20 protein-coding genes and 4 tRNA genes are annotated in these 26,161 nt (G+C 51.2%); 3 read left to right on the top strand and 21 right to left on the bottom strand.

The features are described from left to right. Positions 1 to 19: 19 nt before the first annotated feature. Positions 20 to 988, bottom strand: coding sequence for a 23S rRNA pseudouridine(955/2504/2580) synthase RluC (rluC, locus tag ACFOSD_RS09045; protein ID WP_380695685.1), 969 nt, complete (start codon positions 986 to 988; stop codon positions 20 to 22). A 613-nt stretch (positions 989 to 1,601) separates the two neighbouring features. On the opposite strand from rluC, the gene rne reads away from it, so the two are divergent. After that, positions 1,602 to 4,559: a ribonuclease E gene (gene rne, locus ACFOSD_RS09040; protein WP_380695683.1), complete on the top strand. Its 2,958-nt coding sequence runs from the start codon at positions 1,602 to 1,604 to the stop codon at positions 4,557 to 4,559. Between the two features lie 41 nt (positions 4,560 to 4,600). On the opposite strand, the gene murB is transcribed toward rne, so the two are convergent. From murB to ACFOSD_RS09000, 8 genes are read right to left on the bottom strand one after another with little or no spacing between them, the layout of a single operon-like run. Next, the gene (murB, locus tag ACFOSD_RS09035; protein ID WP_380695681.1) at positions 4,601 to 5,623 is read right to left on the bottom strand and encodes a UDP-N-acetylmuramate dehydrogenase; all 1,023 of its coding nucleotides are present in this window, start codon (positions 5,621 to 5,623) and stop codon (positions 4,601 to 4,603) included. After that, positions 5,620 to 6,387, bottom strand: coding sequence for a 3-deoxy-manno-octulosonate cytidylyltransferase (gene kdsB / locus ACFOSD_RS09030; protein ID WP_380695679.1), 768 nt, complete (start codon positions 6,385 to 6,387; stop codon positions 5,620 to 5,622). The genes murB and kdsB overlap by 4 nt, the downstream gene beginning before the upstream one ends. Continuing rightward, positions 6,384 to 7,400 (bottom strand): tetraacyldisaccharide 4'-kinase, encoded by a 1,017-nt coding sequence (gene lpxK, locus ACFOSD_RS09025; protein WP_380695678.1) that lies wholly within the window; start codon positions 7,398 to 7,400, stop codon positions 6,384 to 6,386. The genes kdsB and lpxK overlap by 4 nt, the downstream gene beginning before the upstream one ends. 6 nt (positions 7,401 to 7,406) lie before the next feature. Then, entirely contained in the window at positions 7,407 to 7,823 is a 417-nt protein-coding gene (locus ACFOSD_RS09020) for an ExbD/TolR family protein (protein WP_380695676.1), read from the bottom strand. Positions 7,824 to 7,835: 12 nt separating this feature from the next. After that, positions 7,836 to 8,453, bottom strand: coding sequence for a MotA/TolQ/ExbB proton channel family protein (locus ACFOSD_RS09015; RefSeq protein ID WP_380695674.1), 618 nt, complete (start codon positions 8,451 to 8,453; stop codon positions 7,836 to 7,838). Between the two features lie 48 nt (positions 8,454 to 8,501). Further along, positions 8,502 to 10,775: a ComEC/Rec2 family competence protein gene (locus ACFOSD_RS09010; RefSeq protein WP_380695672.1), complete on the bottom strand. Its 2,274-nt coding sequence runs from the start codon at positions 10,773 to 10,775 to the stop codon at positions 8,502 to 8,504. Positions 10,776 to 10,806: 31 nt separating this feature from the next. Further along, on the bottom strand, positions 10,807 to 11,487 hold the full coding sequence (locus ACFOSD_RS09005; protein WP_380695670.1) for an ABC transporter ATP-binding protein: 681 nt from the start codon (positions 11,485 to 11,487) through the stop codon (positions 10,807 to 10,809). Then, positions 11,480 to 12,721: a lipoprotein-releasing ABC transporter permease subunit gene (locus ACFOSD_RS09000; protein ID WP_380695668.1), complete on the bottom strand. Its 1,242-nt coding sequence runs from the start codon at positions 12,719 to 12,721 to the stop codon at positions 11,480 to 11,482. Before ACFOSD_RS09000 ends, ACFOSD_RS09005 begins: the two co-directional genes overlap by 8 nt. Positions 12,722 to 12,864: 143 nt before the next feature. Here ACFOSD_RS09000 and ACFOSD_RS08995 point away from each other — a divergent pair, with 143 nt between their 5' ends. Beyond that, complete coding sequence (locus tag ACFOSD_RS08995) at positions 12,865 to 13,407, top strand: PilZ domain-containing protein (protein ID WP_380695666.1); 543 nt, start codon at positions 12,865 to 12,867, stop codon at positions 13,405 to 13,407. A 13-nt stretch (positions 13,408 to 13,420) separates the two neighbouring features. Here ACFOSD_RS08995 and dinG read toward each other — a convergent pair whose 3' ends face one another. After that, positions 13,421 to 15,508 carry an ATP-dependent DNA helicase DinG gene (gene dinG / locus ACFOSD_RS08990; RefSeq protein ID WP_380695664.1) on the bottom strand — a complete coding sequence of 696 codons (2,088 nt, stop codon included), beginning with the start codon at positions 15,506 to 15,508 and terminating at the stop codon, positions 13,421 to 13,423. A 64-nt stretch (positions 15,509 to 15,572) separates the two neighbouring features. Between dinG and kdsA the strand changes: the two genes are divergently transcribed. Further along, a complete protein-coding gene (gene kdsA / locus ACFOSD_RS08985; protein ID WP_380695662.1) occupies positions 15,573 to 16,415 on the top strand; it encodes a 3-deoxy-8-phosphooctulonate synthase in 843 nt (280 codons plus the stop codon). A 55-nt stretch (positions 16,416 to 16,470) separates the two neighbouring features. Here kdsA and ACFOSD_RS08980 read toward each other — a convergent pair whose 3' ends face one another. From ACFOSD_RS08980 to ACFOSD_RS08930, 11 genes are all read right to left on the bottom strand, one after another. Beyond that, the gene (locus ACFOSD_RS08980; RefSeq protein WP_380695660.1) at positions 16,471 to 16,968 is read right to left on the bottom strand and encodes a KdsC family phosphatase; all 498 of its coding nucleotides are present in this window, start codon (positions 16,966 to 16,968) and stop codon (positions 16,471 to 16,473) included. Between the two features lie 11 nt (positions 16,969 to 16,979). Further along, a complete protein-coding gene (locus ACFOSD_RS08975; protein WP_380695658.1) occupies positions 16,980 to 18,842 on the bottom strand; it encodes a SurA N-terminal domain-containing protein in 1,863 nt (620 codons plus the stop codon). Between the two features lie 137 nt (positions 18,843 to 18,979). Continuing rightward, positions 18,980 to 19,252: an HU family DNA-binding protein gene (locus tag ACFOSD_RS08970; protein ID WP_380695656.1), complete on the bottom strand. Its 273-nt coding sequence runs from the start codon at positions 19,250 to 19,252 to the stop codon at positions 18,980 to 18,982. A 191-nt stretch (positions 19,253 to 19,443) separates the two neighbouring features. Next, positions 19,444 to 21,855, bottom strand: coding sequence for an endopeptidase La (gene lon, locus ACFOSD_RS08965; protein ID WP_380695654.1), 2,412 nt, complete (start codon positions 21,853 to 21,855; stop codon positions 19,444 to 19,446). Between the two features lie 72 nt (positions 21,856 to 21,927). Continuing rightward, positions 21,928 to 23,217, bottom strand: coding sequence for an ATP-dependent Clp protease ATP-binding subunit ClpX (clpX, locus tag ACFOSD_RS08960; RefSeq protein WP_380695652.1), 1,290 nt, complete (start codon positions 23,215 to 23,217; stop codon positions 21,928 to 21,930). Positions 23,218 to 23,346: 129 nt separating this feature from the next. Beyond that, entirely contained in the window at positions 23,347 to 23,952 is a 606-nt protein-coding gene (gene clpP, locus ACFOSD_RS08955; protein WP_449329094.1) for an ATP-dependent Clp endopeptidase proteolytic subunit ClpP, read from the bottom strand. A 213-nt stretch (positions 23,953 to 24,165) separates the two neighbouring features. Continuing rightward, entirely contained in the window at positions 24,166 to 25,464 is a 1,299-nt protein-coding gene (gene tig, locus ACFOSD_RS08950; protein WP_380695650.1) for a trigger factor, read from the bottom strand. 133 nt (positions 25,465 to 25,597) lie between these two features. Continuing rightward, positions 25,598 to 25,682 (bottom strand) — tRNA-Leu (locus ACFOSD_RS08945). A 15-nt stretch (positions 25,683 to 25,697) separates the two neighbouring features. Continuing rightward, positions 25,698 to 25,773 (bottom strand) — tRNA-His (locus ACFOSD_RS08940). 57 nt (positions 25,774 to 25,830) lie between these two features. Beyond that, positions 25,831 to 25,907: transfer RNA gene (locus ACFOSD_RS08935), tRNA-Arg, on the bottom strand. Between the two features lie 23 nt (positions 25,908 to 25,930). Continuing rightward, a tRNA-Pro gene (locus ACFOSD_RS08930) sits at positions 25,931 to 26,007 on the bottom strand. Positions 26,008 to 26,161 lie beyond the last annotated feature (154 nt).

The raw sequence follows: 26,161 nt of genomic DNA, 5'->3' as shown, positions 1-26,161 counted from the left end.
ATAACAGGAAAGGCTTCGCTCACGACATGGCGCGGGCAGAAGATAAAGATTGCATAACCTGTCGAAATGCGTCTGGCATCGGCGCCTCTACACGCACCTCTTCTTGCGTAAAAGGATGACTAAAACGCAGAGAAGCCGCATGCAAAAGCAGTCGACTAACACCCATCTGTTTGGCCTGCGCTAATTCTTCACTGGAGGCGTATTTAACATCACCCAGAATCACATGCCCTTGGCATTGGGTATGCACACGAATCTGATGGGTACGTCCGGTTTTTGGAAAGGCAGCGACCAAACTGGCAAGGTCACCAAACGACTCAATCACCCGAAACCGCGTGTCTGAGGGTTTGCCGTCCACGGCATCCACTTTTACTAGGCGCTCACCGGACTGCAAAACCTGTTTCTTTAACGGCTCACTCACTTGCCGCAAAGACTTAGGCCAAGCCCCATGAACGATGCACAAATAACCTTTGTCCAACGACCGCGAACGCAACAATTCATGCATAACTTTAAGTGCGCTGCGCTTCTTTGCGATCATAACGCAACCCGAGGTATCCCGATCAAGTCGATGCACCAATTCTAAAAAACGATACTCCGGAAACACCTGACGCACACTTTCAATCAAACCCAAATCAATACCGCTACCACCGTGCACAGCCAAACCACTTGGTTTGTTCAGTATCAGCAAGGCATCGTCATCCCACAATACGCTGTCGCGTAAACGCTGGGCAAAATTCGGCGTTGGCTTAGGCGACTCGCCGCGTTCGGCATATGACATCGGGGGAATGCGCACTTCATCACCGAGCATCAGTTTATCTAATGGCTTCGCGCGCTTCTTATTAACCCGCACTTCACCCTTGCGAATGACCCGATAAATGAGTGATTTAGGCACGCCACGCCGGATCGCTAGCAGGAAATTATCCAAGCGCTGCCCGGCGTGCTGCTCATCAACCACATGATATTGCACAATATTTTCTGATTTCTCTTTCATTTCAATATCTTATCAGGTGAATACCATTTGAAGCACTCAGTTTTTCTGCTATATTGCACGAGCGTTGTTGTATCTGGTGCGGCCTCGAACACGCCGATCTCCGAACAACGAATGAGTTTTGTCCGCCTCCTGCCATGCTGGAGGTCACAGAGGCATCCAGTAGCGAACATCGCATACTCGATGCAATTAATGAAGGCGCCTATGTCCAGGTCAGATAACTGCCCACAGTGACCAGCCGCTCAGTGCGTAGCCGAACAGCCCGCCGTTAACTCCGTGACCTACCCATCGCAGTAGCGGCATAGCGAGCAACAGAATTTAGGTTTGCTGAATGCTACCGTAACTAGGTGCAGCCACGGACCCTGCTGACTGATCAGCGACAGTACGACAAACTGGATATTATCGTTTCACTCACGTAGTGAGTTGGCAGGCGTACTGCAAAGAAAAGCAGGTTAAATGGAGATTACTCCATCCGTAGCGCATTTATTACCACAGAATTTTCTGGTTCCTGATTTCATCAGGAGCCGTTCAGACAAGCCAAGAACTCCAGGGTTCTTGGCGTACCCAATGCCTGTTGCTCTTTTCGCAAACCAATGGATTAGAGTACAGATTCTACATGAAAAGAATGCTGATAAATGCAACCCAGTCGGAAGAGATCCGGGTGGCGTTGGTTGATGGCCAATTCCTTTACGACCTTGACATTGAAACCGGCTCGAGAGAGCAAAAAAAAGCCAACATCTACAAGGGTAAAATTACCCGGGTAGAGCCCTCACTAGAGGCCGCTTTTGTTGATTTCGGTTCTGATCGTCATGGTTTTCTTCCCCTCAAAGAAATCTCTCGCAGCTATTTTCGCGACCCGAATGTCCAAGGTCGCATTAATATTAAAGACGTATTAAAAGAAGGCACAGAAGTTATTGTTCAGGTGGACAAAGAAGAGCGCGGCACCAAAGGTGCGGCGTTAACCACCCTGATCAGTCTGGCGGGCCGATACTTGGTGCTGATGCCCAACAATCCTCGTGCCGGAGGTATTTCACGCCGCATTGAAGGCGAAGAGCGCGCCCAACTGAAAGATGCCCTTAACGGCGTAAAAATTCCTGATGGCATGGGCGTCATTGTTCGTACTGCGGGCATCGGCCGTACAGCCGAAGAACTGCAATGGGACTTGGACTATTTGTTACAACTTTGGGAAACCATTGAAACCACGGCCCAAACGCGCCCTGCCCCGTTCCTGATTTTGCAAGAAAGCAATGTGATCATTCGTGCTATTCGTGATTATCTGCGCCAAGACATTGGTGAAGTGTTGATCGACAGCTCGGATGTCTATGACTACGCGCTGGAGTTTGTGCGCAAGGTCATGCCGAGTTTCGAGCAGAAAATCAAACTGTATCAAGACGCCGTTCCACTGTTCAGTCGCTATCAAATTGAAACGCAGATTGAATCCGCTTTTCAGCGTGAAGTTAAACTGCCGTCCGGTGGCTCTATTGTGATTGACCCCACCGAAGCCCTGGTATCGATTGATATCAACTCGTCACGCGCGACCAAGGGTGTCGATATCGAAGAAACCGCCTTCAATACCAATATTGAAGCGGCTGATGAAATTGCGCGCCAGTTACGTCTGCGTGATATGGGCGGTTTGGTTGTAATCGATTTCATTGATATGGCGCAGAGTCGCCATCAGCGTGATGTGGAAAACCGTATTAAAGCGGCCACTGACGCCGACCGCGCACGCATTCAGATTGGTCGCATTTCACGCTTTGGTTTGCTTGAAATGTCACGTCAGCGGTTACGTCCCTCCTTGGGTGAAACCAGCGGTGTGGTGTGCCCTCGGTGTGAAGGCCACGGCATGATTCGAGACGTTAAATCGTTGGCCTTAGCGATCTTACGCCTTGCGGAAGAAGAGTCGTTCAAAGAGCGCACAGCCCAAGTGCGCTGTATTGTTCCAATGAGCGTGGCTACCTTCTTGCTGAATGAGAAGCGCCAAGCCTTGGCGAAAATTGAACGCGAACACAAAGTACAAATTCTGGTGATTCCTGATCCAAACATGGAAACACCGCATTATGATGTGGTTCGAGTGCGTGATGACGATGAAACACTGGACGAGTCTGAACCGTCGTATGCACTGAAACTGCCTGAAGTTCGTAATGAACAAGAGGCCGTCCTAGAGCGTGCGGTTAAGCCTGAACAAGCAGCCATCTCTGGCATCATTGGCCCGAATGGCCCGGCACCTACACCAGCAACCAAGCCGACCGAAAAAGCCACTACCGAGAAGTCTCCAGGCTTGCTGGCTCGTATCTTCGGTTTGTTTAAGTCGAATGACGCCGAGATCAGTGAAACCAAACCCGGTAAGAAGCCTGCGAATACGGCGAACAACCGTCAACGGGATCGGAGTTCTGCGCGTCCGGAATCACGCGAACGCAATGAGCGTGGTGATCGTAGTGGCAATCGTCGCAATCAAAACCCGACGAATCGGCCCAACAATGCACAACGCAATAGCGCTTCAGAAGGTAACGACGAGAGCCGCAGCAATCGCCGTAAATCGGGTGGACGCAATCGGAACGAAGGCCGTGAAAAAGTCAGCGATGGCAACAGCACAACCAATCGTGGTAACCGCAATGATAATGCGAAAGCAGATAGCCCGCGGACGGACAGCAAGTCGGCCGAACCCCGCAACGCCAATGGGCCAGCTCGTCGCCCGCGCGATGCGAATGCCAGCAAAGGTCAGAACCGCCGCGATCGTGCCGACAATCGTCCGGAAGAGTTGAAACAGCCTCTGGATGCTGCCGCGCCAACATCGGATGTGAATGAAGAGACACAGGCCGTCACCAAAGAAGCCATTGTCAGTCAAGCGGTTAAAACTGCGGACAACACATCGACTGAATTGTCCACGACGCCAGAGGTAAGCCAAGACTCTGTTACAGAGCAGCCGTCAGACAATCCGAAGGCATCTGAAACGTCAGGCCATGAAGCACAATCTGAATCGTCACCCGCTGCATCGAAGCAGGAAGAAGCACCTGTGCCGAAAGAGGTTGACGACAATGTCGATTCAGCGGCGAATACGACAGAATCAGAAACATCTGAGGTTAAGAAGGACAGTAAGCCCAAGTCGACACGCACGCGTCGGCCTCGCGGCAAGGCTGCAGATAAAACCTCTGATGGTCGTCGTCGCACTGCTCGCGCCAGCAAGAATGCTTCGGAGCAAGCAAAGGAAAATGACAACAGCTCTACGCTGGAGTCAAACACCGAACAGGTCGCAGCTTCCTCTGAAGCCCCCGCAGCAGTATCTGCGGAGCCCGTTGCAACTCCGACAGAACCGAAAAAGCCTGAACCAGCTGTAAATGAGCAGCCGAAAGTGGAAAAACCACTAGAGCCTGTGGTGGAAAGCCAGGTTAACACGGAACAACCTGCGGCTGTTGTCGAGCAAAAAGAAGACAAGCCTGTTGCGACAGCAACGGGTCGCGCGCCAAATGATCCGCGCGAGCGTCGTCGTCAACAGCAACGTGAAGCCGCCGCAAAGGCCGCCGCACAAGATGACAAGGCGTCAACGGCGTCTGCTCCTGAGCAAGGGCAGGAATAAGGAACGCAGACGGTTAAGAAAACCCGCTCCGGCGGGTTTTTTTATGGGAACATTCTAGGTTCAGGTGTTAAATGAACACCAAATCGATCCTCTACAACGTCAGCAATGAGCTGAGCTTGCGCCAATACAGCCTGTCCTGAGGCACATTGTGGATTGATCAGCACCAATGCCTGTTTTTCATACGCGCCGATACCAGTAATGGAATCGTACTGTCCCTTCAATCCGGCCTGTTCAATTAACCAACCTGCCGCCAATTTAACACTGTGACCATTCTCCTGCGGATAAACGGGCAGATCAGGCCACGTTTCTTTGAGCCGCCGGGCGGTGTTGACATCCACCAATGGGTTGGTAAAAAAGCTACCAGCGTTTGGAATAACCTTAGGATCGGGCAACTTTTCCTGCCGCACTCGCACAACGGTATCGATCAACTCACGGGAGCTGACGGGTTGTAGCATAGCCAAGGGCCCATACGTTAATGTCGGCTTAAATTGGCGCGCCAAACGCAAGGTCACATCAAGGATACACCACTGACCGGCCTCTTCTTGTTTAAACACGGACTCTCGATATCCAAAACGACAAGCGGAAGCACCAAAGGTACGCAGCTCACCCGTAAGAACATGAACGGCGGTTAATTCGGAAAATACATCACGAAATTCGACCCCATAGGCACCGATGTTTTGTACCGGTGCCGCCCCCACGGTACCTGGAATCAAGGCCAGATTCTCAAGCCCATACCACCCTTGAGCCGAGGTAAATAACACCAACCAATGCCAAGATACTCCGCTGGCTACCTTTAACGATACATAGTGCGAATCCTGTGCCGTGCATTTCAAACCGGCCAACCGATTGATGATGGTCAGGCCCGGGATCCAAGCTTCGGGAACAACGTTACTGCCTTCTCCCAAGATCTGAATCGGCAGGGCTTGTTGCCGGGCCCATGACAGCGCTTGGATCAGTGTTGACCGATCAACCGCCTCGACGGCAAATTCGGCAACACTGGGGCAAGCCAACGTATGAAAAGACTGTAAATTAAAACGTGACTGAACATTCACAGGTACAGTCACCGGCCACCTTCCCTTACTCGGTTACGCAACAATTCTGTAATGCGGTGCAGATCGGCGGGCGTATCAACGCCGGGAAAAGGGACCGTCTTGGCTGGCTCAATGGCTATTCGAACCCCCTGCTCCATGAATCTCAACTGCTCTAATTTTTCGATGGCTTCAAGTCGGCCCACCGGCCAAGTAGTGAATTGCTGGAGTGCAGCCACCCGATAACCATAAATGCCCAAGTGACGATGACCTAAAGGATCAACAGCAGACCCATCGCGGTTCCAGGGTATGGCAGCGCGGCTGAAGTACATGGCCAGCGCATCGTCGCCATAGACAACTTTTACTGCGTTCGGGTCGAGCATTTCGGTCTCATGATGAATGGGTGTACACAAGGTTGCCACCCCTGCCACCGGGTGACGCGCCAGCAAGGCCCCTACCTGGTCAATCAATTCAGGGTCAATGGCAGGCTCATCCCCTTGGACATTAACGATCACATCATCCGCAGACCAGCCCTCACGTTGCGCGACTTCCGCCAAACGGTCCGTTCCCGACACATGATCAGGGGACGTCATCGTCACTGCGCCGCCAAAGGCTCGTACGGCATCGACAATTTTTTGTTCATCCGTCGCGATCACCACAGAACTCGCCGCACTGCGCAGAGCAGCCTCATAAACCCATTGCACCATGGGCTTACCCAGAATATCCGCCAAGGGTTTGCCTGGTAAGCGGGTACTTTGGTAGCGTGCTGGAATCACCACGCGAAAAGACGTCGTAGTCATAAAAACCTCGTTAAAACGGACGCTAGCACCTGCCGTAAAACCACCATGTCCGAATCTGAAAACTGTACACGTAAGGGCACTTCATACGCGGCAAAGGGTAGCTCAAAGGCACGAAATTTCACCGCATCCTTGCTGGTCATAAAGACGGTCTGCCCACGAAACTGCTCTAAAATAGTGGCGTTCACAGGTGCATGGTCAGACACGACAAAAGGTCGAATATTCCATCCCTGTGCCCGCAAAGCCGAAAAGAAGGACTCCGGCTGCCCTATGCCACAGTAGGCAATAATGGGGGTTGACGAATCAGGCGCAGGCGAAAGATTTACGGTCATGGGAACCGGTTCACCGATGGCGGTTTGCATCACCAAAGTGGGTGTACCCTGCAGGTGTTCTTGCACCGAGTCCACCGCATATGACCCCGTTAAAGCCCGGCCCTTCCCGATCACCAAATTAACCTGTGCTAATCGGCCCAGCGGTTCACGCAACGGTCCGGCGGGCAACAGCCAACGATTACCGGCTACGACCTGACCATCGAACAGGCATATTTCCAAATCACGCGGCAAGCGGAGGTGTTGTAGGCCATCATCACTGATGATCACATCCAATTCCGGGTGCTGTTGCATGAGCCATTGCGCCGCCATTAGCCGATTCTGCCCCACACATACTGGCACATTTGCGTGTTGCGCAATCAACAACGGTTCATCTCCGACGGCAACGGCACTATCGGTTGGCTGCACCAACGAAGGTGTAGCTTGTTGACGACCATAACCACGGGAAACGATTCCGGGCCGATACCCTTGTTGACGCAAAAACTCTACAAACCAAAGCAAAAACGGTGTTTTTCCCGTTCCACCCACCACAATATTGCCGACCACGATGACGGGTACAGACAAGGTAACTTGTTGTTTCAGTAACCGTTTTTGTTGCCAGCGGGAGAGTAACCGATACAGCACACTCAAAGGCCATAATGCATAGGATAATGGTGTTCTTTGGCGCCATGCACGGGGCCAAGGCATGCCCCGTTACTCCTCTTCTACCTGCGCAGCAAAGGCAATACGGCTATGCCCTAATTGACCTACTGCATCCATGACATTTAACAAGGCCTGTGCCGGCGTTTGTTGGTCGGTCGTAATGACGACGACTTGTTGATTACCTGGCTCAATAACGTCTGCCAAAGCGCGTCTCAAGGTATCAAACTGGGTATTGATCAATAATTGCGCATTGATTTCTATACTGCCCGCCGCATCAATCACGACATCAACACGCTGCTCGGATGTCACCGCATTTTCGGATTGAATTTGTGGCAGTTCGACTTCAAGTTGCGTCTCTCGGGTAAAGGTGGTGGTGACCATAAAAAAAATCAGCAGCAAAAATACCACATCAATCAACGGGGTTAGATTAACACTGAGTTCCTCGTCACGGGTGCGCTTAAAATTCATCTCGCTCTCCCATTAATCAGAGGTATTGGATTCTGCACTGAGCGCATCCACCAATTTAACGCAGTCCTGCTCCATGGTAACCAATAGGCTGTCTACCCGACGTGTTAAGGCGCGATGAAATATCATCGCTGGAATCGCCACAGACAACCCGGCAGCGGTGGTTATCAGGGCTTGGGAAATTCCGCCAGCAAGCACTCCGGCATTACCGGTGCCCTGCACCATTATGGCCGTAAACACCTGAATCATGCCCAACACCGTCCCTAAAAGCCCCAACAATGGCGATATTTGCGCGATGGTACCGAGCGTATTTAGAAACCGCTCCATCTCATGGGCGACTTGATCAGCTTGCTGTTGGATACTATCCCGCATGGCTTCACGACCCAAACGCGACTGCGCTAATCCTGCGGCTAGAATACTGCCGAGCCAGGTATCCTGTTTGATCGACTTTAAATAATCTGCCGACAAATTATTATCTCGAACACGGCGCCATACCGAAGGCAGCAAGTCGCGCGGTGCCACTTTTTCAACCCGCAACACCCAAAAGCGTTCGATGATAATGGCTATGGCGAGTACAGACGAAATGATAATCGGCAACATCAACCAACCACCAGCTTTAACGATCTCGAACACAGACGCACTCCTTGTAAACAATAGAAAATAAGAACATTTAAAAGTGGATCAGATTCTAATCCATGGCAGCAGGCGATGACCATAGCGTTCATACGCTATTCCCTCCTTACGGAAGTGGAACGTCACCGTGCCGTCAGCACAGGTACATATATTCAGCGCACCATGTTCAGTCACGCGATCTTGAACGTCCTGCCGCGGGAAGTCGAACCGATTGTAGCGCGCTGCCGAATGCACAACCCATTGCGGTGACAAATGCCTCAACCAATCACCAGACGTACTCGTTGAACTACCGTGATGCCCACTCAGGAGCACATCCACCGGGGCGACTGAATAGGTGTCAACCTGCTGCAGGATACCATATTCTACCCGCTTGCTGGCATCACCCATGAGCATGATGGCACCGTATTGACTGCGTATTTCCAAAACACAGGATGCATCATTATGTTGTGCCGGGCGAAACCCGGCATAGGGTCGCAAAAACCGGAAGGATATGTCACCCAGTTCAAACGACATGCCGGCATCACAGAATACGGGTCTTGGCCATTGATCGGGAATACGCACCCATTCGCCCAGAAAAACCTGCTTCGGCTGCAGCGCAAACGCGGCGGAAGCAAGGCCTCCGGCATGATCATTGTCCTGATGCGAAATTACGACGGCTTCCCAGTCACGCTGTGGATAACGCCAGTGCCAACGCAACGGCGCACTGGACAAGCTCACTTGCGTAGGCGAACCGTATCCTAAGTCAAACAGCACCCGACCTTCTGCTGTATCCAACACGACACTAAGCGCATTACCCACGTCCAACACGGCCAGGTCTAGCTCACCGCTGGCCAAGGGATTCGGGCGTACGCTCAAGAAGTGCAGCCCACCGAGCACCGCAGCACCTAAACACCAGAAGCGCCAAGGCAAACGCAACATCAACCCTATGCCGATTAGCCCTATTCCCGCCAGCGCCTGACCGGGTGACAACACGAGAAAACTGACGAATCCTAGGTCAAAGGCACCCAACAACCAATACCAAAGATCAACACTGTGCTCGAACACCCATAGTGCACCAGGTAGATGCAGAGCGGTTAGCAACGCCGAAGGCAACACCACGAAGGTCACCCAGGGAATCAATAATAGATTGAGCGGAATAGAACCCCAAAATACCGGCAGCTCCCAGAGTGCGTAGACGGGAATCAGTAAACAAGATAAGGCTATTTGCACGAGAATCAGGGCCGACCACCACGGTAACCCTCGCAGCGAAGGTGCCAATAGAATCAACCAAAGTGTTGCCAGCCAGGAGAACCATGCTCCCAAATCCAACACCAGCAAAGGGTCGGCCGCCATCATCATCGCCCCAATAAGCAACAAGCCATGCGGCAGCCCCCAGCGCAAACGCAAGAACCAGGCAAAACACGGCAGCAGCAACATGAATAAGGCACGCTCCAAACTGACACTGGATAACGCCAGAGTCCACAGCGTTCCCACAGCAAGCACGGCGCCCAACCAATACCAGTCTTGCCTTATACCAAAGGATACTCCATGCCGAATCGTACTCAAACCGCCCCAAAGCATGGCAAATATCAGCCCCGCAGCGACCGCCACCGTACCGACATGTAAACCGGATAGAGCCAACAAATGCTGCGTTTGAGTACGCTCGACCCGCCCCTTCCAGTCTTCTGATAGATTCACCCGATCGCCCAACACAAGTGCGCGGTAGACGCCTTCATAATGCGGCTCCATGGCCACATTTAACACGTACTCACGGCTCCGCTGTATCTGCCTTATGAACCACGGCGATGGCCGTGTTGCCTGCAACTCATAGCGCCCCTGTGCTACCACCCCCTGGCGCATCAGCCACAAACCAAAAGGTGAGCTGCCGGGATTATTGGCACTGGCCCAGGGTTGGAGTTCAACATGGATAACAACGGCGTGGCCCGACTGGGGGATAACGTCCCCAGAACCCGTTAAATACCAGCCCTCACCGGTTGTGGTTCTAAACAGGCAGCGATGCCCCCATGTGCTGCGCCAACAGCGCTCAATGGAGACCTCTTGCTGCGTCAAGGTTACCGGGTTCGCAAGGCGACTTGCCTGAGTTTCATAGACCGACCCGGCAACATAACCGTAACCCACAATGAACCCTAGGCAGAACAACCCTGCTGCTAACGGCTGCCACCGAGCGCACAGGATCAAACCCAACAGACCCGCCATGGCTGCCCAAAAGGGATGTAAAATAACCAGCACGGATCCGGCCAGAAAGGACGATAGAACGAGCAGAAATAAAGCAGACTTATCAACTGGCGTATCGGTTAAGGACGCCGCGAATTCCTTTCGCACCTGAGTTTTCCTTTTGCGAGTCTATAGTTCGTTAATAACGTTCCAACTGGCCATTATAAAGACGTAATCGATGGGGCAATGGCTCTGCGAGTTCGGCGTTATGCGTCACGATCACAAACGTACAATTGGCCACCCGGTTTAAGCCAAGTATCACTTCTTGCACTTGCGCCGAGGTTTGCGCATCCAAGTTACCGGTCGGCTCATCCATTAACACCACCTGTGGCCGATTCATTAACGCACGTGCGATGGCGACCCGCTGGCGCTCGCCACCGGACAGTTCAGAGGGTTTATGCTGTGCCCGATGAGCAACGCCTACCTGATCCAGCAAATGTAACGCATAGTCTTGATCATCCTTCGATGGGCGGCGGGCAATACGCGCCGGCATCAACACGTTATCCAGTGCAGTAAACTCATGCAACAAATGATGAAATTGGAACACGAAACCCAGATAGGCGTTGCGTACTGCGCTGCGATGGCGCTCGGTCATGTCTAGCAAGTCTTCACCGTTAACCAAAACATTCCCAGCGGTCGGCAAATCCAGTCCGGCCAAAAGATGCAGCAACGTTGATTTGCCCGAACCACTGGCCCCGACAATGGATACCATTTCACCGGCTTCAAGACGCATGGAAAGACCATCAAATACGCGCACCACCTGCGGGCCAACTTGATACTCTTTGGTCACGTCACGACATTCCAGGACCACATTACTCATAACGCAAGGCCTCCGCTGGCATTGTCTTCGCCGCCCGATAGGCTGGATAAAGCGTCGATAAGAAGGACACCACCAAGGAAGCACTGCCAATCAAAATCACATCATCCATACGCAATTCGGACGGCAAGTAATTGATGAAATAGACACCGCTATCCAATACTTCAAAGCCAAACAATCGCTCGATAGCCGCGACCGCATCCGCAACGGTCAAAGCGCCTACAATACCAAACAGTATGCCCAACAACACACCAACAGCACCGACCAAACCGCCCTGAACAATAAATATGCCCATAATTTGCGATGGTCGAGCCCCCATGGTCCGCAGTATGGCAATGTCGGCCTGTTTTTCCGTCACCAACATAAACAAACTGGAAATGATGTTGAACGCCGCCACCGCAATGATCATAAATAACAACAATCCGACCATACGTTTTTCTAATTGAATGGCCTGAAACAAGTTGCCTTGCGTGCGTGTCCAATCCGTAAAGAAATAGCGACCGTCTAAGTCAAACGCCAATTCCCGCGTAACCGCAGGAGCCTGAAAGAGGTCATTAAACGAAAGCTGAATACCCTGCACAGCGCCCGGCATTCGTTTCAACGTTGCTGCATCTTCGATATGAATCAATGCCGTATCGGCATCCAATTGAGCGCCCACCTTAAACAGCGCAACGACCGTGAACCGTTTAAATCTCGGTTGCACGCCCATGATGTTTACCGATACCTCCGGCACTAGCACATTCAAGCGATCTCCTGGCACCACCCCCATTTGCCGGGCCAAAGATTCGCCCAAGACAATATTCCAATTCCCGGCTGTCAGTGCGTCTATAGAGCCAGCAACGATATGGTTTTCAATGATGGATACGTCACTCAAATACCGCGGGTCAACGCCAGTGACCAAAGCACCGCGACTGTGACGATCGGACACCAGCATGGCGGTTTCCGATATAAAGGGAGCGGCCCCCCGTACAGCGGGATGCTCCAACACGCGCTCTCTAATCGGTTCCCAATCGGTTAACGGCGCTTCACTGCTGATACTGCCATGTGGCACCATGCCCAAAATACGTTCGCGCAATTCACGCTCAAAACCGTTCATTACCGAGAGGACAATGATCAACACCGCTACACCCAGGGTCAGGCCAATCATCGACACACTGGATATAAAGGAAATAAAATGGCTTCGTCGCTTCGCTCCGATGTAACGACGCCCAATAAAAAAAGAAAGATTGTGTAACATTCACCGCTTCACTTATATAGTAGTCGGAATGACGCTGCGAGCTGCTCCCGCGCGCAGCGCTAGTGGGACGTTCACCGCCTATTGGCGAGGCTGTATAGTACGTGCCGTATTTTAAGAATGTAAAGCATAGGTAGGGTAAAGGTATGGTAGATGAGCGTCGTTCTTATTTTCGTGTTGACGATATGGCTTGGGTACTCACCGCACAGTGGAACCCGGATCAAGCCAGTGCCGTAGAATACTTTCCGGAACTTCGTCAAACTACCATTCTCCATGCGCTGGATGCTGTTGACGTCGAATTGAAAAAACTCGACAAAGCCATGGATTCCAAACCGACCGCCATGTACGCCCGTACACTGAACCAGAAAATTGATATTTTCCGCCAGGCCCTGTTGATTCAACAACTGAGCCAATTAGACTCACGCCCTATCCGCATTACGATCAGCGAAGGCGGGCTTGGCTTTATGTCGGATTTTGCCTATACCGTGGGTTCACACATTGCCATGGCCTTAGTCTTTTCGCCTAGCTATATGGCGATTTTCCCGCAAGCAGAAATTTTAGAATGTCGCCCCGTCGATAACGGTTTCTATTTGCATGTAGCCTTTGTCGACATGCCAGAATCTATGCGACAGCAATTGGCGCGGCATCTGTTGGTGCAACAAACCCTACTGCGGCAACAACACAAATAGATGGGTTACATCATCAGGATTGTCGGCGGAACGGTGGCAGAGCCTGCAAAACAAGTGTCCCGTAGCGCGAACTGTTGACGCGACCGTCCAACAATACAACGCGTCCTGCATCTCGTTCATTACGAATCAAACGCCCCACGGCCTGGGTCAGTCGGATAATGGCCTCCGGCAACGTCAATTGCATAAACGGGTTGCCACCGCGCTGTTCAATCCACTCGGCAGCAGCGGCTTGCAAGGGGTCATCCGGTACACTGAACGGCAATTTTGCGATAATCACCTGAGTTAAGGCGTCACCGGGCAAATCCACACCCTCTGAAAAACTGGCCAACCCAAAGATGACACTGGCTGAGCCTTCTGCCAATAAACGCGCGTGTTCACGTAATATATGTTCTTTACTGGTATTGCCTTGGCATTGTGTGCGCTGCTGCCAAGACTCGGGTAAGCCGGCATAGACCTCTAGCATTTGAACGCGCGAAGAGAACAATACCAAGGTTGCTTGATGGGCTTGCAATAACTCCGGTAACTTACCGATCACATAATCGGTATGGGTTCGTTGTTGGCCGCCACTGACCGCATCGCGTGGTACCAGCAACTCGCCCTGTTCTGGATAATTAAATGGGCTTGCCACCCGTAAGTACAGCGCATCATCATAAACCCCGACATGCGCCTTATAGCGCGAAAAATCCCCTCCGGCACTCAAGGTTGCCGACGTCAGGATGCACGCATAAGCGCGCTGCCATAAATACCCTTGCAGTACCGCACCGGCGAGAAACGGGCTACTCACTAGGGTCAACGCATCGTCCTGAGGACTGCGCTCCAACCAATAGGCGACCGGTAACTCATCACCGGCTTTCTGGTATTGTTCCGCCAACGCCATCGCTGTGGACACCAACTCTTGGTCCTGCGCAACCTGCTGTGCCCAGGACTGTAAAACGGATGCTTCGGTCGGCGGATGCTGGGCGCGTAACTGCCCTGCCATGTGTTTCTGCGCGTTATTGAGAAAAGTTTGAATCGGCCAGAGTAAAACCGTCAGCTCAGCCAAGGCGACATTCAATGCCTCTGGAACCTGGCCTAACGGAAAGCGATACCACTGCACCCGACTATCTTCACGCACCTGCGGTGCGACCCAAGCATCATCGAGCAGCATCGCAATGTGCTTCAGCTTCTGCTTGGCTTCCCGGCTGTGAAACTCCATGTCGGCCAAATCCGTACCCAGCACTTCAAAGGCTGCTATTTCACTGACCATTTTACTGGCATGGCGACCAATGCCATCCATGTAACGCTGGAAAGCCGTTAATTCAAGCCGTAGAGAAAAATGGTTGAGCGCTTTGTCCGGCAAATGGTGGGCTTCATCGAAGATAAAGATGACATCTTGCGGATTAGGCAACACGACGCCACCACCTAAGGCCATATCGCTGAGTACCAAGTCATGGTTAACGACCAAGACATCGGCCTCTTTCAACCGTGCTCGGTTGGCATAGTAAGGACAGCCGTCATAGCGGCTGCACAAGGCACCCAGGCACTCCGATCCAACAGCGGTAATGGCTTTGCGTAAATGCTGGTCAGGCTGTGCCTCTAAGGCATCTAAATCGCCATCCCAACGTCCGGCTTGAAAACGCTGCATTAATTCGTGCAGGGTATCCATGGTACGTTCGCTTTGACCGCGACGCTCAGCAAACAAATTCGCTTCGGTGGCCAACTCCTGCTTGGCATTTTCGGCTTTTACTTCACAAAAGAAACGCCCTCGACCCTTGCCCAAAGCATACTCGAAGGTCAAGGACGTAGAAGCCTGCAACTCGGGCAAGTCCTTGTCCATCAACTGAGCTTGCAAGGCCACCGTCGCCGTACTCAACACCACTTGTTTTTTTAGTGCTTTGGCCAATACCAGCGTTGGAATGAGGTAGCCGAGGGTTTTACCTGTGCCCGTTCCGGCTTCGATGATGGCCAGCCGTTGCGCATCCGCTTGCAACGAAGCCGCACTGACCTGGCGAGCAATATGGGCGATCATCTGCCGCTGCCCGACTCTGGGCTTAAGTTCACGCGCCGCCAGATAATCACGATACGCTTGTTGAATGTCGTTCTTTTGCTGTTCTGTTAACATATCGGCTCTACGCTGCGCAGCAGCATCCTTTGCAATTCTTTTGACGGTCTTTCAAGGACACGCTATGACGAAAACTATACAGGTTGGCACATTGCCGGTAAGCAATGACAAGCCATTTACCCTTTTTGGCGGCATGAATGTGCTGGAAAGTCGTGATCTCGCGCTGCGTGTGGCCGAACAATATGTTCAGGTTTGCCAGGAGCTCGACATTCCGTATGTTTTCAAAGCCTCTTTTGATAAAGCCAACCGCTCTTCGATGAATTCTTACCGTGGCCCCGGCCTTGAAGAAGGCTTACGTATACTGGCGGATGTAAAGGCCGAATTTAATGTGCCCGTGATTACCGATGTCCACGAACCGCATCAGGCTAAACCCGCCGCCGAGGTGGCCGATGTCATACAACTGCCTGCCTTCCTGAGTCGTCAGACAGATTTGGTCGTTGCCATGGCTAGAACGGGCGCGGTGATCAACATTAAAAAAGCCCAATTTCTGGCCCCGGAAGAAATGCGCCACATCTTAAACAAATGTGAAGAGGCTGGAAATCAGCAACTGATTCTGTGCGAGCGCGGCAGTTCCTTTGGCTATAACAATCTCGTGGTTGATATGCTGGGGTTCGGTATCATGAAAGCCATGCACTATCCGGTGATTTTTGACGTTACCCATGCGCTACAGCGTCCCGGTGGCCGCAGTGACTCAGCAGACGGCAGACGGCAACAGGTAACTGAATTAGCCCGAGCGGGAATATCGCAAAAAATTGCTGGTTTATTTTTGGAATCTCACCCAGACCCAGACAATGCAAAATGCGACGGTCCATGTGCCCTGCCCTTGGCAAAATTAAAGCCGTTCCTGCAACAGATGAAATCATTGGATGACGTGGTTAAAGCCATGCCTGATCTGGATACGTTTTAACGATGTAGCGCGGTTTGCCACCGCAAACCGCGTTTGTTTCCACTGGGATAGTGGATCACAAATAGGCTTCGTAAGCCTTTTCTAGCACCATTTGTCGACGCAAAATGTAATCAATCGCCTCACGTACCGCGCCATCACCACCCGCAAGACGAGTCTGATGCTTGGCGACAGCCTTCACCATGGGTTGGGCATTCTGTACGGCGATTGGCAGGCCAACATCACGCATCACGGCAATATCAATCACATCATCACCAACGTAGGCCACATCTTCCGCAGGCACATTCAAGGTCGCTAATAGCTGCCGATAGGCAGCCAATTTGTCGCTTTGACCTAATGCCATATGATCAATACCCAAATCCGTCAAACGACGACGCAACGGCGCAGAGTCTTTCGCCGAAATCACCGCAACCGTGACGCCGTTTTGCTGCGCGACCTTAATACCCAACCCATCATGAACATGAAATGTTTTTTGGATTTCACCGTCAGGCCCGTACACCAGTCGACCATCGGTAAGCACACCATCAACATCCAACACCAACAATGAAATGGGCATTCCTGTGTTCCTTAACGAATACGCACAGAGGCAGAGGTTCTTAAATCATTGACCACGTTATCCAGTACGGCACCGGCAATAGCGCCTTCCACAAACTCCGCGACATCGTCGCGCTCTTCCGCACGCAGTTCACCGTCCTGAACATCAGTCACTCGGCCTACGGCCCAATCACCACGTTCCAAGCGTGTTAAGAACACACGACGCTCTGCATCATCACCCATAACGGCGCGGAACGCTGCTTGGGTCAAGTTTGCCGGTAAGTCAGAGCCGAATCGAGGCACCTCGCTCGCCTGCTCCAACACCACGTCCACAATGTCTCCATTCACCAGGCGGTCACGCAAGGCAGAAGCTTCGGATTCAGCGGCTTCCACAGCAGCCAAGAAGCGCAGATATTCAACAATATCCGTTCTAACATTCTCCAGCGGTTCAACATCAGGGCCTTGATAGTCCACCTTACGTAGGGCCACTAGACTGTTGTCGGCCAATTGAATGACATCGCTGTTCATTTCATCATTGAGCACCAAGCCACTAAACGCTGCGTCAATAAACGTTTGTTCGGCAGTAATACCACTGGCGGTTCCGTTACGACTGAACAGCTCCGTACGCTCAACGGTTAAATCAAACGTTGCGGCGGCGTCACTGAGATCTAGGCTCGTAAAGACAACGTTTGCCAATTCTTCCTGCACATCGGCAATGCGCCGGGTTACCTCTCGCTCGACAAGCTCACGACGCAGTTGCGGCGCCATATCTGATAAAGCAGCAACATCCTGTAGATTGAGGTCAACCAGTTGGATGATATGGAAGCCGAATTCGGTGCGTACCGGAGCACTGATCTCACCCACGGTCGACAACATCTCCACCGCTGCTTCAAATTCAGGATCGAAAATGCCCGGCATAAATACACCCAAATCACCGCCAAAATCAGCACTGCCCGGGTCTTCGGAAAACTCGGCAGCCAGCGCAGCAAAGTCACCCGATTGCGCACGGGCTGCCACATCGCTGGCTAATGCCCGCGCTTCGTCGACGGAGCGGCTGTCCGTGGTGATCAATATGTGGGCAATCTGTTTTTCTGCGCCATCACTTTGTAAGGCCATAAAAGCATCATAGGCTTCTTGAATCTGCTGGTCGGTGATAGCAATTTCCGCTTCTATGCGCTCGACTGGATACCGAACATATTCAACCGCCACTCGTTCCGGGGTTTGAAATTCTTGCGAATTTTCATCGTAAAATTGCACCACGGCCTCGTCATCGACAACGACTTCCTCGATCAGGTCGTTGATACGGAAAATTCGATACTCGATATCGCGCGTCTGGTTGCTGACTTGAGCATATTGCTCAACCTCATGCGGTAAAACAAATTCAGAAATGTCAATGCCCGTCACCCACTGGTTCAGCGCTTGACCCTCACTGATACGCGACCGGAATTGACGTGCAGTTAAACCTTGCTGTGCAGCGGCCATGGCGAATCGCGCCGAATCGAAACTGCCATCAGCGGCACGAAATGCGGTTTCGTTAAACAACAGCCGGTCCATTTCGAGATCCGAGAATACAAAATTCGCCTCTTCAGCCGATTGCGCCAATAAGGTTTCTTGCACCAAGCGATCTATGACCTGTGAACGCAACAGAGCTTCATCAATCAGAGATGGATCGGCGTTTTGCCCCATACGTTGCAATATGTTTTGTCGTTCGATGTTCAGGCGAGATTCGATTTGTTGGGCTGAGATGCCTTCCCCATTAACCTTTACCGGTGCCCGACCACCAAAGTCTAATGTGACAATGCTGGACGCGCCAAAAAAAGCAAAAGAGCAAACAAGTACGGTGATAATGACCTTTCCTGTCGTCCCACGAAAACTGTTGCGAAATTCTTCTAACATCGATCCTCCGGATCACTGGTGGCACAATGCTTATAACGTGCAGGTAAAAAAAGAGCGGCTATCATACCCCATCGCAAAGAGGATGGACAAAAAAAATGGCGAGTGAAGCACTCGCCATTTTTTACGCAATGGTGGAATTAATTAACGGCGTCTTTTAACGCTTTTCCAGGCTTGAAGCCTGGTACTTTAGCGGCCGCAATTTGAATCGGTGCACCCGTTTGCGGGTTACGGCCAGTACGTGCTGCACGCTCTTTGACAGCAAATGTACCAAAACCAACCAAAACGACTTGGTCACCCTCTTTCAATGCGCCTGAAACCGCATCAATCATTGCATCTAAGGCACGGCCCGCGGCTGCCTTTGGGATGTCAGCAGACGCTGCTACGGCATCAATCAATTCAGACTTGTTCACACTATTCCCCTTTTCAAATTATGTCGGCCCAGTCTATTCACTGAAATGAGCGTTACAACTGCCCATACAGGCAGACGTCCATGACCGACGATTATTAGTATTATTTGCCTGGCAAGTACTAGTGCAGAGTTTTATACCAGCACTAGGAAAACACTGTCAAGCGATGTTCTCTAGGTGTCTCTGATTTTCGCTCAGTGTGTGCTCGGCCTCTCATTATTACTGAGGCGAACATCACCAGCGGGCTTTAAGTCGGCTGCCAACTCATCATCAGTCAATGGTTGCGGCTGACGCTCTAACGCTATTTCAAGCACCTCATCAATCCATTTGACGGGTTTTATGGCAATATCCTGCAGTATATTTTCTGGCATATCCTTTAGATCACGGGCATTTTCTTCTGGAATCACCACCGTTTTAATACCACCACGGTGTGCGGCCAACAGTTTTTCTTTCAATCCACCGATCGCCAGGACTTGACCACGTAAGGTAATTTCTCCCGTCATGGCCACATCGGCACGCACGGGAATCTTGGCCAAGGCAGACACCAAAGCGGTCGCCATACCAATACCCGCACTGGGGCCGTCTTTCGGCGTCGCGCCTTCTGGTACGTGGATGTGAATATCCTGCTGTTCAAAGGCACTGGGTAAAATGCCCAAACGCTGACTACGACTGCGCACCACCGTCAAGGCCGCCTGAATGGATTCCTGCATGACATCGCCCAATTTACCGGTACGAATCATTCGACCTTTACCAGGCGTTACAGCGGATTCCAAGGTCAACAATTCACCGCCAACCGACGTCCATGCCAAACCGGTTACTTGACCAATCTGATTGTCTTCTTCAGCACGGCCAAAACGGAATTTGGCAACGCCCAGAACATCTTCCAGATCCGTAGCATCAATTGTGATGTGCACACCCTTTTCATCTTGATCCAGAATACGCCGTACGGCTTTTCGACAAAGTTTAGCCACTTCACGCTCTAAACCGCGCACCCCAGCTTCACGCGTGTAAACACGAACGATATCCTTTAAGGCATCTTCCGTAACCGTTAACTCGTCTTTCTTCAGGCCGTTCGCTTGAATTTGCTTCGGTAACAAGTACTTCCGCGCAATATTGACTTTTTCCGCTTCGGTGTAGCCCGGTAAGCGAATGACTTCCATACGATCCAATAGTGGACCAGGAATGTTCATGGAATTTGACGTACAAATGAACATGACATCCGAGAGATCGTAGTCAAGCTCCAAATAATGATCATTAAACGTACTGTTTTGCTCTGGATCCAACACTTCCAGCAAAGCTGACGCTGGATCACCGCGATGGTCCATGCCCATCTTATCAATTTCATCGAGCAGGAAGAGTGGATTCCGCACCCCCACTTTCGCCATTTTTTGCACGACTTTACCGGGCAATGACCCAATGTAGGTACGCCGATGACCGCGAATCTCCGCCTCATCACGAACGCCACCCAGCGCCATACGCACGTATTCACGATTAACCGCACGGGCGACTGACCTACCGAGGGATGTCTTACCTACCCCTGGAGGTCCGACCAAGCACAAGATAGGGCCTTTTAATTTCTTAACCCGCTTCTGTACCGCCAGATATTCGAGAATGCGCTCTTTAACTTCTTCCAAACCAAAATGGTCTTCATCCAGAATCGCGGAGGCTTTTTTCAAATCAATGGTTGATCGTGTGCGCTTTTTCCACGGCAACGCCAACAACCAATCGATATAGCTGCGCACCACAGAGGCTTCCGCTGACATAGGTGACATCATTTTCAGCTTGCGCAATTCTGTGTTGGCTTTATCTTGTGCTTCTTTCGACATCCCAGCCGATTCAATCTTTTTCTGCAGCGCCTCAACTTCGTTGTGGCCTTCATCGATATCCCCGAGTTCCTTCTGAATGGCCTTCATTTGCTCATTCAAATAATACTCGCGTTGGCTCTTTTCCATCTGTTTCTTAACTCGCCCGCGGATACGCTTTTCCACTTGCAGCAAGTCAATTTCAGTTTCCAGCAACGACAAAACCTGTTCGATACGGTCACGAATCAAGCCAGTCTCAAGGATATGTTGCTTTTCATCCAGCTTGAGCGACATATGGGCGGCAATGGTGTCCACCAACCGCCCGGAGTCACTGATGTTCTCCAGTGAAGTCAGAACTTCACTGGGCACTTTTTTGCTCAACTGCACGTAACGCTCGAACTGATTATGCAACGTGCGCAACAAGGCCTCTTCTTCGCGCGCCGTTAAATCACCTTCCGCTAATACGGTGCTGTCGCTGACAATATACGCATCGCGCGTGAAGTCTGGGTTCAGCAAGGACACCCTTCCGATGCCCTCAACCAGCACCTTGACGGTGCCATCAGGAAGCTTCAACAACTGCAGGATACTGGCCAAGGTGCCTACCGAAAAGATATCTGCCAAGGTCGGCTCATCTTCCGAGGCATGGCGTTGCGCCACTAGGATGATTTTTTTGTCACCATCCATAGCAGCTTTGAGCGCATTGATGGATTTCTCGCGCCCAACAAATAACGGGATCACCATGTGTGGGTAAACCACAACGTCGCGCAGTGGTAATACCGGATAACTTAGAGGGGTGTCAGTCATGAAATACCAACTTTTCGTAGTACAGCAAATTAGGATGGCAGTGAGCGATTAAGCAGGAGGGTGACTACACCCTCACTCGCGCCCAGATGCACTCTTTTGTTGTTCATCTTGACGGCCATACATCAACAAGGGTTCTGCATCACCAGCAATCACCTTGTCATCAATCACCACTTTTTCAACATCTTTTTCAGACGGAATAACATACATGGTGTTCAACAGCACGCTTTCGAGTATGGAACGCAGGCCTCGTGCACCAGTTTTTCGTTCCATGGCTTTTTTGGCCACAGCGCGCAGCGCCGACTCGCGAAAATCCAACTCAACGCCTTCCATTTCAAACAATTTGGCATACTGTTTGATCAGCGCATTCTTCGGTTCACTGAGAATTTGAATTAAGGCAGATTCGTCCAGCTCTTCCAATGTCGCCACCACCGGTAAACGACCAATGAATTCCGGTATCAAACCATATTTAACCAAATCTTCAGGTTCAACATTGGTCAACACAGCACCGACGTTGCCAGACGCATCTTTAGAGCGCACTTTTGCGGAGAAACCGATACTGCTCTTCTCGCTACGGTCACGAATAACCTGCTCAAGGCCAGAGAAGGCGCCACCACAAATGAATAACATGTTGCTGGTATCTACTTGCAAGAACTCTTGCTGCGGATGCTTACGTCCCCCTTGAGGTGGCACCGATGCAACGGTACCTTCGATCAACTTCAGCAAGGCCTGTTGAACACCCTCACCACTCACATCACGGGTTATCGAGGGGTTATCCGACTTACGGCTGATTTTGTCAATTTCATCAATGTAGACGATACCACGCTGGGCTCGCTCTACATCGTAATCGCATTTCTGCAACAGCTTCTGAATGATGTTTTCAACGTCCTCGCCCACATAGCCTGCTTCCGTCAACGTGGTCGCATCGGCAATGGTGAACGGTACATTCAACATGCGCGCTAACGTCTCAGCCAACAGTGTTTTACCTGAGCCAGTAGGGCCGATCAGCAAAATATTGCTTTTGCTCAGTTCAATGTCCTTTCCGGCAACCGCCTCACCGTGGCGTAGTCGCTTGTAATGGTTATATACCGCGACGGACAAAACCATCTTGGCTTTTTGTTGGCCAATAACGTATTCGTCCAATGTGCTCTTGATTTCAGACGGGGTAGGCAAGCTTTCGTGCTCAACATCCTGCTCGATGTCTTGCAGTTCTTCACGAATGATATCGTTACAAAGATCGACACATTCATCACAAATGAACACCGATGGACCGGCGATTAACTTGCGGACTTCATGTTGGCTCTTGCCGCAAAAAGAACAATACAGCAATTTGCCGTCGTCTTTTTTTGAGGTGTCATCGGCCATCTAAATACTCCGAATTGCGTGTTACCGTGCAGCGCTGTGTGTTCATACACAACGCCGGACTGCGAGGTAAACAATCATAACAAATACAGGCTCAAGGTCACGGATTTTACTCTGTATTGAGCCCGTGCATTAGCGTTGGGTCATTACCTGATCGATCAAACCATACTCCAGTGCTGTCGCTGGATCCATGAAATTATCGCGATCTGTGTCACGTTCCAGTACATCTAAAGTCTGACCTGTATGGTGCGCCAACAGCTCATTGAGCGTTTTCTTGATCTTGATGATCTCTCTGGCATGAATCTCGATATCAGACGCCTGGCCTTGGAAACCGCCTAACGGCTGGTGAATCATGACGCGCGAATTGGGTAAGGCGAAGCGTTTGTCTTTGGCGCCACCAGCCAACAGAAACGCACCCATGCTGGCCGCTTGACCGATCACCATGGTGCTCACATCGGGTTTGATAAACTGCATGGTGTCATAAATTGACATGCCGGCAGTCACCGACCCACCGGGTGAATTGATGTAGAAGTGAATGTCTTTGTCGGGGTTCTCAGATTCTAAAAATAGCATCTGCGCCACAATCAGGTTAGCACTGTAGTCATCAACCGGACCAATCAGGAAGATGATGCGCTCTTTCAGCAACCGTGAATAAATATCGAACGCACGCTCACCACGAGAGGTCTGTTCGACCACCATGGGCACCAAGCCACCGGCTGCTTGAATATCTGGATACATGATACTGATGTTTCCTGTCATTGACGTCATCGTTTGCACCGCATTGATGACGGGGTTGATTAGGCTCCGCTAGGGAGAGTCGTATTAAGCCAACTTGACCGTTACCGCCTGTGCACAGCTTACCGCAAGAAACGAGCGCGTTAGCAAAAAAAAAGCGGTCTCCCCCGATAATAGGGGCGACCGCTTTTTTTTCAAGCCTTAGCAACCGCTAAATCAGTCTTCGCGCTTAACGGCAGTGTAATAATCGACGGTAGATGTCTTCACGGCGGCATCTTTCAGCACAGCAGCAATCACAGCTTCTTCCATCACTGCCGATTGTACCTGAGCCAATTGCTCGCGGTTGTTGTAGTAATAATCAATCACCGACTGCGGATCTTGATAGACCGCGGCGATGTCTTCGATGTACTTACGCACCGCAGCTTCATCTGCCTTAATCTCGAATTGCTCGGCAATTTTCGAGAAAATTAGCCCGGTTTTTACGCGGCGCACAGCCTGATCTTGAAACAATTCTTTAGGCAACTGGCTCGCATCAATTTTGGCTTGACCACCAAACTGTTGCACAGCGTCTTGACGCAAACGATCAATCTCTTGATCAACCATAGACGCAGGCACATCAAAGCTGTTGCTGGCCAACAATTGATCGATAACCACACCCTTGCTCTTATTGCGCAGGGATTGGCGAGCTTCACGCTCCATGTTTTCTTTAACTTCTGCGCGAAACCCTTCAACAGTGGTTTCACGAGCCCCTAATTCTTTGATGAAGGCTTCATCCAACTCAGGCATTTCCGGCTTCAGGACTTCATGCACTGTGATATCGAAGGTAGCTGCCTTGCCCGCCAGATCGGCATTGCCGTACTGCTCGGGGAAAGTCACATCAATCGTCTTTTCTTCACCGGCTTTCATACCGATGATGCCGTCCTCAAAGCCCGGAATCATTGAGCCACTGCCCAACACCAACTCCTGACCTTCAGCAGAACCGCCTTCAAAGACTTCACCATCAACCTTGCCAACAAAGTCGATTTTCACTTTATCTTCTTTAACACTCTTGCGTTTTACCGCTTTGTATTCAGCGCGCTGCTTACGCAACGTATCGATCATTTGATCCACGTTTTCATCGGTGACATCAACTTCGTCAACATCGACCGCTAACGCACTGAAATCACCCAAGGTTACTTCTGGGAAGACTTCGAACACCGCGGTGAATTCCACCTGGCCGCCTTCGTCTTTAACATCTTCAAACCGAGGATAGCCAGCCGGCACAATGGATTCTTTATCTAAAGCTTCCACATAGGAATCACGTACAACATCTTGCAGAACCTCTGCCCGAATACCTTGACCAAAGCGCTGGCGTACCACACTGACCGGCACTTTGCCTGGACGAAAGCCGTCTAAACGTACGCGACGTGCTGTATCTTTTACCCGCTTATCCACTTCGGAATCAATCTTATCGGCGGGAACATTGATTACCATCCGACGCTCTAAGCCAGAGGTCGCCTCAACGGTCACTTGCATGGAAAATCCTCGCTATATGCTTTGTCAATCGTGCCAAAGGCAGGAACTGTAAGGGTGTACACATCAATAATCAACAACATTGATATGAACCATTTAATAAATACAGGAAACGAGCAGACAGAACGTCTAGAAATGGTGCGGATGGTGAGACTCGAACTCACACGCCTTGCGGCACTGGAACCTAAATCCAGCGTGTATACCAATTTCACCACATCCGCATTAAATCAGAAAAATGGGGTGGACGATGGGGCTTGAACCCACGACCACCGGAGTCACAATCCGGGGCTCTACCAACTGAGCTACGCCCACCATAATCAATCTATAATGCCGCTGCGGACGCCTTTGCATTCCCGAAAGTTTGCAAACTGGCACGCCCGGCAGGACTCGAACCTGCGACCCCCGGCTTAGAAGGCCGGTGCTCTATCCAGTTGAGCTACGGGCGCTCGAGAGACTGCCTGCTATTAAGTGGTCGGAGCAGAGGGATTCGAACCCCCGACCCTCTGGTCCCAAACCAGATGCGCTACCAAACTGCGCTATGCTCCGACGACCGCGTTTCAGCGTGGTGCGCATATTACTGACGCCCCTCTAGGCCGTCAACCTAAATTTTAAAGAATTTTATAAAAACATCTGATAAAACAATTGGATAGACATTCCTACTTCTTTGGACTTGACGCCATTAGCGTGCGAAAATACGCGC

The sequence above is a fragment of the Salinispirillum marinum genome, from assembly GCF_042650105.1.
Taxonomy (GTDB): Bacteria; Pseudomonadota; Gammaproteobacteria; order Pseudomonadales; family Natronospirillaceae; genus Salinispirillum; species Salinispirillum marinum.
Note: the sequence above shows the minus strand (reverse complement) of the source record. Positions and strands in the feature narration are given on the sequence as shown.

What these genes read in the sequence shown, in the direction of transcription:
- rluC (WP_380695685.1), bottom strand. Translation starts at nt 988, where the DNA reads ATGAAAGAGAAATCAGAAAATATTGTGCAATATCATGTGGTTGATGAG.
- rne (WP_380695683.1), top strand. Translation starts at nt 1,602, where the DNA reads ATGAAAAGAATGCTGATAAATGCAACCCAGTCGGAAGAGATCCGGGTG.
- kdsB (WP_380695679.1), bottom strand. Translation starts at nt 6,387, where the DNA reads ATGACTACGACGTCTTTTCGCGTGGTGATTCCAGCACGCTACCAAAGT.
- lpxK (WP_380695678.1), bottom strand. Translation starts at nt 7,400, where the DNA reads ATGCCTTGGCCCCGTGCATGGCGCCAAAGAACACCATTATCCTATGCA.
- ACFOSD_RS09020 (WP_380695676.1), bottom strand. Translation starts at nt 7,823, where the DNA reads ATGAATTTTAAGCGCACCCGTGACGAGGAACTCAGTGTTAATCTAACC.
- ACFOSD_RS09005 (WP_380695670.1), bottom strand. Translation starts at nt 11,487, where the DNA reads ATGAGTAATGTGGTCCTGGAATGTCGTGACGTGACCAAAGAGTATCAA.
- ACFOSD_RS09000 (WP_380695668.1), bottom strand. Translation starts at nt 12,721, where the DNA reads ATGTTACACAATCTTTCTTTTTTTATTGGGCGTCGTTACATCGGAGCG.
- ACFOSD_RS08995 (WP_380695666.1), top strand. Translation starts at nt 12,865, where the DNA reads ATGGTAGATGAGCGTCGTTCTTATTTTCGTGTTGACGATATGGCTTGG.
- dinG (WP_380695664.1), bottom strand. Translation starts at nt 15,508, where the DNA reads ATGTTAACAGAACAGCAAAAGAACGACATTCAACAAGCGTATCGTGAT.
- kdsA (WP_380695662.1), top strand. Translation starts at nt 15,573, where the DNA reads ATGACGAAAACTATACAGGTTGGCACATTGCCGGTAAGCAATGACAAG.
- ACFOSD_RS08980 (WP_380695660.1), bottom strand. Translation starts at nt 16,968, where the DNA reads ATGCCCATTTCATTGTTGGTGTTGGATGTTGATGGTGTGCTTACCGAT.
- ACFOSD_RS08975 (WP_380695658.1), bottom strand. Translation starts at nt 18,842, where the DNA reads ATGTTAGAAGAATTTCGCAACAGTTTTCGTGGGACGACAGGAAAGGTC.
- lon (WP_380695654.1), bottom strand. Translation starts at nt 21,855, where the DNA reads ATGACTGACACCCCTCTAAGTTATCCGGTATTACCACTGCGCGACGTT.
- clpX (WP_380695652.1), bottom strand. Translation starts at nt 23,217, where the DNA reads ATGGCCGATGACACCTCAAAAAAAGACGACGGCAAATTGCTGTATTGT.
- clpP (WP_449329094.1), bottom strand. Translation starts at nt 23,952, where the DNA reads ATGTATCCAGATATTCAAGCAGCCGGTGGCTTGGTGCCCATGGTGGTC.
- tig (WP_380695650.1), bottom strand. Translation starts at nt 25,464, where the DNA reads ATGCAAGTGACCGTTGAGGCGACCTCTGGCTTAGAGCGTCGGATGGTA.